Consider the following 10,512-nt stretch of genomic DNA (forward strand, 5'->3'; position numbering starts at 1 on the left):
ACGCGCGACGAGCTCGCGTCGGCCCTCGCGGACCAGGACGCGCAGGCGCGCGGCACGAAGCCGTACCGCCGGGCCGTCGTCATGACGATGGGCGCGCTGCACGCGGGGCACCTGTCGCTCGTCGCGCGTGCGCGCGAGCACCGGCCTCGTCTTCGTCATCGCTCGTCCTCCTGCGGGCGGTCGGGGCCGGTCGGCCCGTCCTCGGACCCGCCCGACGGGTCGTCGGCGGGTCGTCCCTCCTGGTCCAACCATCCAGCATCCCCGGTCATGCCCGGTGCCGCCGCCGGGGTGGCGGACGTCACGTCCGGGACGTCGCCGGGGACGTCGCCCTCCGCGAGCGCGTCGAGCAGCCGGGTCGCGGCCGCGTCGGGGACCAGTCCCGCGGCGAGCGACCGCTGCGTCGCCGCCCGGGCGAGCGCACGGTAGCCCGCGAGGACGTCGACCGCGCCGGTGCTCGCCCCGAGCGCGCCGAGCACCGCGACGTGCTCGCGCACCGTGCCGTCGTCGCCGCGCCGGACCGGCCCGGTGAGCGCGCTGATCGCACCCGCGCCGCGGTCCCCCGACGGGTCCGACGGCGACTCCGCACGCAGCGCACCGTCGAGCGCGGCCTCGAGCAGCGGGCCGAGCATCCGGCCCGGGTCGGCGACGCCCGCCGCCGCGAGCGCCTGCGCGGCCTGCGCGACCAGCACGACGAGGTGGTTCGCGCCGTGCGCGAGCGCCGCGTGGTACAGCCCGCGGGCGGACTCCTCGACCACGACCGGCTCGCCGCCGATCTCCACGACGAGCGCCTGGCCGATGGGCAGCACGGCGTTCGGGCCGGTGACGGCGAAGGGGCAGCCCGCGAGCCGCGACAGGTCGAGCGACGTGCCCGTGAACGTCATCGCGGGGTGGATCGCGAGCGGGATCGCGCCGACCGCGCGCGCCGCCGCAAGCACGTCGGTGCCGAACCGCCCCGACGTGTGCACGACGATCTGGCCCGGCTGCCACGCGCCCAGGTCGCCGAGCCCGGTCACCAGGCCGGCCAGCGCGTCGTCCGGCACCGTGAGCAGCACGAGCTCCGCGCGGCGCACGACCTCCGGCACCTCGACGAGCGGCACGCCCGGCAGCAGCGTCTCCGCGCGCTCGCGCGACCCCTCGGAGATGCCCGACGCCGCGACGACCGGATGACCCGCCCCCCGCAGCGCGTTGCCGAGCACCGCCCCGACGCGGCCCGTGCCGACCACGCCCACGCCCAGGCGGCCCGGACGCGTCACGCGCCCGCCCCGGGCTCGGTCCGCGCGGTCTGCGCCTCCGGACCGCGGGTCACGGGCTCCCCCGCGTCTGCTCGCTCCCCCGCGAACACGGCCTCGTCCGACGCCGCGGTCGCCTGCGGGTCCCCGACGTGGCCGTGGGGCACGTCCGGCGTCACGGGGGAACCGGGCGGTGCGGGCTCCGCGGCACCCACCTGGCCGGCCACCACGACGGGCGCGGCGGTCTTCCGCATCCACTGCTCCGGCCCCTCGCTCGCCCGGGCCGTCCGGGCGCGCTCGGACTGCTCGTCGAGCAGGGCGACGACGACGCCCGCGTCGAGGTGCGCGATGTCGGGGCTGACAGGCCCGGGCGTCGAGTGGACGACGAACGACGCGAGCCCCAGGCGTCGCTGCAGCGGCCCCTGCTGCAGTCCCAGCGACTGCGTCCGCTCGTGCGGCACGACGTCGACCTGCCGCCACCAGCGCCCCCGCCGGATGACCAGCGCACGCTGCGTGACCAGCACGCCGTGGCGTCGCCAGCCCAGCGGGTCCACCCAGCGCGCGCGACGCGGCGCGACGGCGAACCCGTGCGACTCGTCGGTGCCGGTCAGGGCCGCGTCGACGACGGCCACCGGGTCGTCGACACCCAGGTCGTGCAGGACGAGCCACAGGGCGGTGCGGACCTCGTCGCGCGTCGCGACCGGGTGCAGGACGGTGTCGCGCTGCTGCTCGCCCGACGGCGAGTACCCCGCGACGTTCATCTCGACGCGCCACCAGTCCGGCCGCCGCCACCACATCCCCTGGCTGATCCGGATTGCCTGCACGCGGCCCGGCGGGACGGTCTGCGCGCGCGACTCGGTCAGGCCGTGGCGCAGCCGGATGCCGTCGGGCGACGTCGCCGCACGGAAGCTCGCGCCCTGGTTGATGCGGGACCACACGTAGGAGACGAGGCCGAAGAACATCGGCAGCAGGAAGAAGACCGTCGCGAACGTGCGGCTCAGCACGCCCGCCGCGAGCGCCACGACCGCCGCGAGGACGAGGCCGACCGTCGCACCCGAGCGCAGCGTCGCGAGGACGAGCCGGCTCATCGGCACCTCGTACACCTGGTGCTCGGGCGCGGCCTCGAACGCGACGACAGACCGCGAGGCGTCGACGCCGGGCGCGGTGCCGTCCGCACCGTCGCCGCCTGCCCCGTCGACCCGGCCGTCGAGCGCCTCGGGCGCACGGGAGGCCGCCGTCGGGGTCATGCCCGGACGCTGCAGCCCGGCCGCGAGCGCGAGCAGCTCCGCCCGTAGCGCGAGCGCGTCGGACTCCCGCAGGAACGCCAGGCTCACGCCCGACCCGGACCCGCCCGCGACCTCGAGCTTGAGCTCCGCCAGACCCACGAGCCGCGCGAGCAGCGGCTGCACGACGTCCACGGCCTGCAGCCGGTCGAGGCGCGCCTGCCGCTGCTGGCGGAACAGGATGCCGGTGTTGAGGTGGACGGCGTCGTCGGTCACCGCGAACCGCGTCATGCGCCACGCGAGCGCCGAGTACGCGAAGCCCACGACCGCGACCGCCGCGAGCCCGCCGAGGACGACCAGCCAGCGGTACCCCTCGACGAGCTCGAGCAGTCGCCGCACGTCGTCCGCGGCCTGGTAGCCCACGACCACCAGGACCGCGACGACGATCTTCCAGCCCTTGAGGGCCGGGGTGACCGGGTGCATCCGCCGCCACTCGACCGCCGGCGGCGCGGTCGTGCCGCTCACAGCCCCGCCAGCCGCGCCTCGCCACGCGACGCCAGCCGGTCGCGCAGCCGCGCGGCCTCCTGCGGGGGCAGCCCGTCGATGGTCGCCGTCGTCGCGGGCGACGCGGTGTGCAGCTGCACCGACGCGATGCCGAGCTTGCGCGCGAGCGGACCGGCCGTCACGTCGACGTACTGCATGCGGCCGTACGGCACGACGACCAGCTGCCGGAACATGATCCCCCGGCGCACGAGCAGGTCGTCGGCGCGCTCGGCGTACCGCATCGCACGCACCTGGCGCGGCACCAGCACCGCGATCCACACGCCCAGCGCGAGGACGAGCGCGGGCAGCGACCAGAGCCACGCGACCTGGGTGAGCGCCGCGAGCGCGATCCCCAGCAGCAGCAGCGGGCCGAGCCAGATCGCGGTCACGACGAGCCGCGCCGACGCGAGCCGCGGCGACACCGCCGTCCAGTCGACACCGAGCGGGTCGAAGAGGTCGGCCGGGGCGTCCGGCTGCGTGACGTCGGTCATGCGGACATCCTCCCACCGCGCAGGTGGGCCAGGTCACGGGCCCCCGGGCGTCAGACCGACGGGTCCGGCGCTGCCTCCTCGCGGCGCACCGCACCCTCGTCGGGCGGGGGCACGCGGCAGAACCGCTCGACGACCAGGCCGACGACGGCCAGCACGACCGCACCGCCCGTCGCGACCGCCGCGGCCGCGGCCCGGCCGCCGTTGCCCGGCACCCCGAGATCGGTGACGAGCGCGAGCGCCTGCCCGCCGTACCAGCCGGCGAGCAGCGCGCCCGTGTAGCACGACGCCTTCGCGAGCACCGCGGTGCGGGCCGCGCGGATCGGGTCGAGCCCCGGGCGCTTGCCGCGCAGGAACTGCCGCACCGCCCAGCCCATGCTCAGCACGACACCCGCGATGACGACCTCGACGCCCGCGACGAGCCACGGCACCGTCGGCGTCGACGTGCCGCGGTCCGCGAGCGCGTCGAGGGCGATCCACGTGACGGCGGCGAGTCCGGCGGCGAGCGCCAGGAGGGTGGTCCAGCGGGTCGCCTGCATCACGACGACGGCGCCCGCGGGCCGTCGTGCGGTGCGCCGAGCACGGTCTCGCGGGTCGGCACCCGGCCGGAGGGCGCCTCCGGGTCGACGACCGGCACCCCGCTGGTCCCGGGCACGGGGGCCGTGAGCCAGTCGAGCGCGAGCCACCGGACGCCCCCACGGTCGGGCGCCGTCGCCGCGAGCTGCGCGACCGGTCCGCCGCCCAGTCCCGGCAGCACCGCGTCCGGGTCGACCTGCGACCACGGCTCGAGCACGAAGGCCCGCTCGTGCGCGCGGGGGTGCGGCAGCTCGAGGTCGTCCGTCACGGCGAGCACCGAGCCGTAGACGACGATGTCGACGTCGAGCGTGCGGGGCCCCCACCGCTCGGCGCGCTCCCGCCCGTGCGCGTTCTCGACCGCCTGCGTCGCTCGCAGCAGGTCGCGCGGCGACAGCGTCGTGCGGGCCAGCACCACGGCGTTGAGGTAGTCCGGCTGCTCGGGCCCGACGGCTGCCGTCCGCGCCAGCGGCGACACGTCGGTGACCTCGATCCCACGGGTGCCCGCGAGGTCCGACACCGCCTCGCGCAGCGTCTCCTGCGCCGCGCCGAGGTTGGCGCCGAGCGCAAGCACGACCTCGACCGGCTCGGACGGTGCCTCGTCCAGCGTGTCGGTGACGATCTCGCCGGTCACGACCTCGTCCGGCTGCCCGTACGCGGTGTAGTCGTCGTCGTACGCAGGCACCGGGCCGGGCATGACCTGCGTCGCGCCCGGGTCCCACGCCTCGAGCGCGCTCCCGGCCGGTGCGGCGGCGTCGGGACCTGCGCCGACCTCGACCGGCTCGCCCGTGATCGGGCCGGGCGGCGGGGGCGGTGCGCCGAACACCGTCGTGGGCGCGTCGTCCGCCGGCCCGTGCGGCGGGGGCGGCACGAGGGGCGCGTCGAAGACGGTCGTCGGCGCGTCGTCCGGGGCACCGGAGCCACCGGAGTCCGGGGCCGGCCAGCCCGAGGTCGGGAGGCCGGCCGCGAGGGCGCCGGGCGGGACGGCCGACGACGCCGCGGTGGGCCCGCCCGGCGTCGGCGGGAGGGCGCCGCTCGGGGCAGCTCCGGGTGCCACGAGGCCCGCGCCCGCCATGCCCGACACCGGGAGCCCCGAGGCCGGGCTCGGCGTCCCGAGCGCGGGCGTCGGCGCGTCGTCACGGCCCGCGTCCGACGGCTCGGCGAACGCCTCGTAGGGTCCCGCGGTGTCCCCCGGCAGCGGGGCGACGAGCGCGGCTGCACCCGTGCGCGGCAGCGCGGAGGCGCGCAGCGGACCGGTGTACGGCTCCGCCGCCGGCAGCTTGGTGCGGTCGCGCCGGATCGCGACCACGACGTCGCCGAACGGGACGGGGATCGGCGCCTGCGGCTTGTGCACGGCCACGTCGACCGCCGCCACGGCGCCCGCGGCCAGGACGGTCGCGGCGATGCGCTCCGCCACGGTCTCGATGAGGTCGACCGGCTCGCCCGCGAGCACCGCGGCCACCTGCTGCGCGAGCGCGCCGTAGTCGAGGGTGTGCGCGAGGTCGTCGCCCGCGGCGGCGCGACGCGTGTCGAGGTGCACGACGACGTCCGCGACGAACGTCTGCCCCTCGCGCCGCTCATGGTCGAAGACGCCGTGGTACCCGGTCGCGGTGATCCCCGACAGGCGGATCTGGTCGAGCCTGCGCCCGCCCGCGTCGTACGCCGCGCCGTTCTCCTCGTGCGTCGTCACGTGCTGCTCCTCATGCTCGCGTCCTCGTCGACCGGTAGCTCGTCGTCCGCCTCGGGCGGGGTCGTGCCGCGCAGGTCCGCCCTCCCGGGCCCGTCGGCTGCGCCGGCCCCCGCGGCGCGCCAGGCGGCCGCGACCCTGACCGCGTCGGCCGAGCCTGCCACCTCGTGCACGCGCACGCACCACGCGCCCGCCGCCGCGGCCAGGGCCGTGATCGCCGCGGTCGCGCGGTCCCGGGCCAGCGGCGGTGCCGGCGTGCCGTCAGGGCGGGCCAGCAGGTGCCCGAGGAAGCGCTTGCGGCTCGCGCCCACGAGCACCGGGAACCCGTCGGCGACGAGCTCGGGCAGGCGGGCGAGCAGCGGCCAGTTGCTCGCGCCCGGCTTCGCGAAGCCCAGACCCGGGTCGAGCACCACCTGGTGGTCCGCGACCCCCGCCGCACGCAGGGTCGCGACGCGCTGCGCGAGCTCGGCGCGCACGTCCGCGACCACGTCGCCGTAGTCGTCGAGGTCGTCCATGACGTCGGCGTGGCCGCGCCAGTGCATCGCGACGTACGCGACCCCCGTCTCGGCGACGGCGGCCGGCATGTCGTCGTCGGCCAGCCCGCCGGACACGTCGTTGACCAGGACCGCGCCGCGCTCGACGGCCGCCCGGGCGACGACCGCGCGGGTCGTGTCGACGCTCACCGCGGCCCCGCGCGACGCGAGCGCCTCGATGACCGGCAGCACCCGCGCGAGCTCGTCGTCGACCGGGACGCGCCGCGCGCCCGGACGCGTGGACTCGCCGCCCACGTCGAGCAGGTCCGCGCCCTGGTCGAGCAGCTCGAGACCGTGCGCGACGGCCGCGTTCGGGGTGAACCAGCGGCCGCCGTCGGAGAACGAGTCGGGCGTGACGTTGACGACGCCCATGACGAGCGTGCGGCCCGCGTCGTGCAGGTGCGCCGGCAGGGGTGCCGGGCGGCGCTGCGGGACGGCCGTCGCGGGGGCGTCGGGGCGGGTCACGGTGCCGAGCCTAGGGCGCTGCGCGAGGGGCGTCAGCGGCCGAGGACCAGGCTCATCGCCTCGGCACGGGTCGCGACGTCGCGCATCTGCCCGCGCACGGCCGAGGTCACGGTCCGCGACCCCGGCTTGCGGACGCCGCGCATCGACATGCACAGGTGCTCGCACTCGACGACGACGAGCACGCCGCGCGGCTGCAGGACCTCGACGAGCGCGTCGGCGACCTGCGACGTGAGGCGCTCCTGCACCTGCGGTCGACGCGCGTACACGTCGACGAGGCGCGCGAGCTTGCTCAGACCCGTGATCCGGCCGTCGGCACCGGGGATGTACCCGACGTGCGCGACGCCGTGGAACGGCACGAGGTGGTGCTCGCACGTCGAGTACACCTCGATGTCCTTGACCATGACCATCTCCTCGTGGCCGAGGTCGAAGGTCGTCGTGAGGACGTCCGTCGGGTCCTGGTAGAGCCCCGCGAAGATCTCGCGGTACGCGCGTGCGACGCGGGCCGGCGTCTCCAGCAGGCCTTCGCGGTCCGGGTTCTCGCCGACCGCGAGCAGGAGCTCCCGCACGGCGGCCTCGGCGCGCTTCTCGTCGTACTCGCCGACCGCACGGCCGACGCCCGTGATCCGGCTGATCGTCGACGGCACGCCGTCGACCACGTCACTCACCGTCCCGGCTCCAGCCGCGCGTCTCCGGGGTCTGCTCGGGCGGGAGCTCGACGACCTTGCGCGCCGGGTTCTCGTCACCGACGACCGCGGCCTCGTCCTCGGGGATCACGGGGTGGCCGTTCTGCGCGACCTTCTCGGCCGGCGTGAGGACGGGACCCTGCGTCGAGACGGCGCGCTGGTCGCTCGACAGCCACACGCTGCGCGGCGGCCGCTTCACGATCGGCTTGAAGATCTCCGCGAGCTGCTCGGCGTTCAGCGTCTCCTTCTCGAGGAGCTCGAGCACCAGGTCGTCGAGGACCTCGCGGTACTCGACGAGGATCTCCCACGCCTCGTCGTGCGCGCGCTCGATGAGCGCGCGGACCTCGAGGTCGATCGCGCCCGCGACGTCCTCGGAGTAGTCGCGCTGGTGGCCCACGTCGCGGCCGAGGAACACCTCGTTCGACTCCTGGCCGAGCCGGATCGCCCCGAGCCGGCTGCTCATGCCGAACTGCGTGACCATGCGGCGCGCGGTCGCGGTGGCCTTCTCGATGTCGTTGCTCGCGCCCGTCGTCGGGTCGTGGAAGACGAGCTCCTCGGCGACGCGGCCGCCCATGGCGTACGCGAGCTGGTCGAGCAGCTCGTTGCGCGTCGTCGAGTACTTGTCCTCGGTCGGCATGACCATCGTGTAGCCGAGGGCCCGGCCGCGCGGCAGGATCGTCACCTTCGTGACCGGGTCGGTGTAGCGCAGCGCCGCCGCGACGAGGGCGTGGCCGCCCTCGTGGTACGCGGTGATCTTCTGCTCCTTGATGTTCATGACGCGCGTGCGCTTCTGCGGACCGGCGATGACGCGGTCGATCGCCTCGTCGAGCGCGTGGTCGTCGATGATCTGCGCGTTCTTGCGCGCAGTGAGCAGCGCGGCCTCGTTGAGCACGTTCGCCAGGTCCGCACCCGTGAAGCCGGGCGTGCGGCGTGCGACCGCCACGAGGTCGACGTGCGGCGCCATGGGCTTGCCCTGCGCGTGCACCGCGAGGATCTTCTCGCGGCCCTTGAGGTCCGGCGGCTCGACCGCGACCTGCCGGTCGAAGCGGCCGGGACGCAGCAGCGCCGGGTCGAGGATGTCGGGGCGGTTCGTCGCGGCGATGAGGATGACGTTCGTCTTGACGTCGAACCCGTCCATCTCGACGAGCATCTGGTTGAGCGTCTGCTCGCGCTCGTCGTGCCCGCCGCCGAGGCCCGCGCCGCGATGCCGGCCGACCGCGTCGATCTCGTCGACGAAGATGATCGCGGGCGAGTTCTCCTTGGCCTGCTGGAACAGGTCGCGCACGCGGCTCGCGCCGACGCCGACGAACATCTCGACGAAGTCCGAGCCGGAGATCGAGTAGAACGGCACGCCCGCCTCACCCGCGACGGCGCGGGCCAGGAGCGTCTTGCCGGTCCCGGGCGGGCCGTACAGCAGCACGCCCTTCGGGATCTTCGCGCCGACGGCCTGGAACTTCGCCGGCTCGGAGAGGAACTCCTTGATCTCCTGCAGCTCCTCGAGCGCCTCGTCGACGCCCGCGACGTCCGCGAACGTGACCTGCGGCGACTCCTTGCTCACCAGCTTGGCGCGCGACTTGCCGAAGCTCATGACGCGCGAGCCGCCGCCCTGCATGTTCGACATGAGGAACCAGAAGATCGCCAGGATGATGACGAACGGCAGGACGATGCCCAGCAGGCTCGACCACCACGACGTCTGCGGCACCTCGGACGTGTAGCCGTCCGGCAGGTCGGCCGACGCCACGGCGTCCGCGATCGCGGGGCCCTGCGGCACGACGTAGTAGAACTGCACGCGCTCGCCGAAGTTCTCGTCGTCCTTGACGAAGTCCTCGGACAGCGTGAGGTCGACCCGCTGCTGCCCCTCGGTGATCTTCGCCGACTCCGCCTTGCCGTCGGCCAGGAGCTCGAGGCCGTCGGAGGTGTCGATCCGGCTGACCTTCGGGGTGGCGAGCGCGGTCGCACCGATCCAGAGGAGCACGACGGCGAGCACGATCCACAGGATCGGGCCGCGGGCAAGACGCTTGAGGTTCATGGGCGATCGGGGCCAGGCCCCTCATCCTCCGCTCGCAGGGCTGGTGGCCTTCGAACTTACACGGCGTTCCTGTGGCAACCCGCGGTGTTCGCCCAGGGCACATCACCGGCCGTGGGCGGCCCCGCGCAGGTCACGCGTAGACGTGCGGCGCGAGCGTCCCGACGAACGGCAGGTTGCGGTACTTCTCGGCGTAGTCCAGGCCGTAGCCGACGACGAACTCGTTCGGGATGTCGAAACCCACGTAGCGCACGTCGACCTCGACCTTGGCGGCCTCGGGCTTGCGGAGCATCGTCGCGATCTCGACCGACGCCGGACCGCGCGAGCGCAGGTTCGACAGCAGCCACGACAGCGTGAGCCCCGAGTCGATGATGTCCTCGACGATCAGCACGTGGCGGCCGTGCAGGTCCGTGTCGAGGTCCTTGAGGATCCGCACGACGCCCGACGACTTGGTGCCCGAGCCGTACGACGACACCGCCATCCAGTCCATCTGCGCGGGCGTGTGCAGGCGCCGCGCGAGGTCCGCCATGACCATGACCGCACCCTTGAGGACGCCGACCAGCAGCAGGTCCTTGCCCGCGTAGTCCGCGTCGACCTGCGCGGCGATCTCGTCGAGCCGCGTGTGCAGCTGCTCCTCGGTGAGGAGGACCCGCTCGAGGTCCGCGCCCATGTCGACTGCCTCCACCGTCACCGCTCCTGTCGCTCGTCGTGCACCGGCAGGACCGGCCCGAGGAGAAGCCTGCCACACGCACGTGAGGCGGCGACCCCGCCCGGCAGCGGCACCGGACCCTGCCCGTGCCAGTCCGTGAGCAGCGCGTCGACGGCGAGCACGTGCCCACGGTTGAGCGCCCCCGCGGGGCACCCGGCCCGCACGGCCGCGGCCCGCAGCGCCCGCCGCCGCACCGCGACGTCCGCCCCCAGGAGCACCCCCGCGTCGAGCGCGAGCGGGAAGTTCGCCACCGCGCCCATGAGGATCGACATGACGCCCGCGACCAGCGCGGTGGTCGCGGCGACGGCGGCGAGGTTCGGGGCGTCACCGCCGCCGAGGAACGCACCGTTGCC

The 10,512-nt window shown here is 75.3% G+C and carries 10 protein-coding genes and 1 pseudogene; 1 reads left to right on the forward strand and 10 read right to left on the reverse strand.

Translation table 11 applies throughout. From position 1 onward, the window contains the following. Positions 1-132, forward strand: a pseudogene (locus OMK64_RS19095) (pantoate--beta-alanine ligase); the annotation flags it as partial. Between the two features lie 23 nt (positions 133-155). Here OMK64_RS19095 and OMK64_RS19100 read toward each other — a convergent pair. The 10 genes from OMK64_RS19100 to OMK64_RS19145 form a co-directional block, all read right to left on the reverse strand. Then, a complete protein-coding gene (locus OMK64_RS19100) occupies positions 156-1,253 on the reverse strand; it encodes a Rossmann-like and DUF2520 domain-containing protein (protein WP_272729941.1) in 1,098 nt (365 codons plus the stop codon). Further along, entirely contained in the window at positions 1,250-2,977 is a 1,728-nt protein-coding gene (locus tag OMK64_RS19105) for a PH domain-containing protein (protein ID WP_272729942.1), read from the reverse strand. Before OMK64_RS19105 ends, OMK64_RS19100 begins: the two co-directional genes overlap by 4 nt. Beyond that, positions 2,974-3,486 carry a PH domain-containing protein gene (locus tag OMK64_RS19110; protein ID WP_272729943.1) on the reverse strand — a complete coding sequence of 171 codons (513 nt, stop codon included), beginning with the start codon at positions 3,484-3,486 and terminating at the stop codon, positions 2,974-2,976. The genes OMK64_RS19105 and OMK64_RS19110 overlap by 4 nt, the downstream gene beginning before the upstream one ends. A 50-nt stretch (positions 3,487-3,536) precedes the next feature. Beyond that, positions 3,537-4,022 (reverse strand): DUF3180 domain-containing protein, encoded by a 486-nt coding sequence (locus OMK64_RS19115; protein ID WP_272729944.1) that lies wholly within the window; start codon positions 4,020-4,022, stop codon positions 3,537-3,539. After that, a complete protein-coding gene (gene folK, locus OMK64_RS19120; protein ID WP_272729945.1) occupies positions 4,022-5,746 on the reverse strand; it encodes a 2-amino-4-hydroxy-6-hydroxymethyldihydropteridine diphosphokinase in 1,725 nt (574 codons plus the stop codon). The genes OMK64_RS19115 and folK overlap by 1 nt, the downstream gene beginning before the upstream one ends. Then, entirely contained in the window at positions 5,743-6,741 is a 999-nt protein-coding gene (gene folP, locus OMK64_RS19125; RefSeq protein ID WP_374694125.1) for a dihydropteroate synthase, read from the reverse strand. Before folP ends, folK begins: the two co-directional genes overlap by 4 nt. A 32-nt stretch (positions 6,742-6,773) precedes the next feature. Then, positions 6,774-7,385, reverse strand: coding sequence for a GTP cyclohydrolase I FolE (folE, locus tag OMK64_RS19130; protein WP_445292861.1), 612 nt, complete (start codon positions 7,383-7,385; stop codon positions 6,774-6,776). Positions 7,386-7,398: 13 nt separating this feature from the next. Next, positions 7,399-9,453 (reverse strand): ATP-dependent zinc metalloprotease FtsH, encoded by a 2,055-nt coding sequence (gene ftsH / locus OMK64_RS19135; RefSeq protein WP_272729946.1) that lies wholly within the window; start codon positions 9,451-9,453, stop codon positions 7,399-7,401. Positions 9,454-9,583: 130 nt separating this feature from the next. Next, a complete protein-coding gene (gene hpt, locus OMK64_RS19140; RefSeq protein ID WP_276596312.1) occupies positions 9,584-10,120 on the reverse strand; it encodes a hypoxanthine phosphoribosyltransferase in 537 nt (178 codons plus the stop codon). A gap of 17 nt (positions 10,121-10,137) precedes the next feature. Beyond that, the coding region (locus OMK64_RS19145) for a TilS substrate-binding domain-containing protein (protein ID WP_272729948.1) at positions 10,138-10,512 on the reverse strand (375 nt) is incomplete at its 5' end.

It is taken from the genome of Cellulomonas fimi, assembly GCF_028527925.1.
In the GTDB taxonomy this organism is placed as follows: domain Bacteria; phylum Actinomycetota; class Actinomycetes; order Actinomycetales; family Cellulomonadaceae; genus Cellulomonas; species Cellulomonas fimi_C.

Bases quoted from the DNA above. Each gene is read 5' to 3' on its own strand.
- OMK64_RS19110 (WP_272729943.1), bottom strand. From the start codon at position 3,486: ATGACCGACGTCACGCAGCCGGACGCCCCGGCCGACCTCTTCGACCCG.
- OMK64_RS19115 (WP_272729944.1), bottom strand. From the start codon at position 4,022: ATGCAGGCGACCCGCTGGACCACCCTCCTGGCGCTCGCCGCCGGACTC.
- ftsH (WP_272729946.1), bottom strand. From the start codon at position 9,453: ATGAACCTCAAGCGTCTTGCCCGCGGCCCGATCCTGTGGATCGTGCTC.
- hpt (WP_276596312.1), bottom strand. From the start codon at position 10,120: ATGGGCGCGGACCTCGAGCGGGTCCTCCTCACCGAGGAGCAGCTGCAC.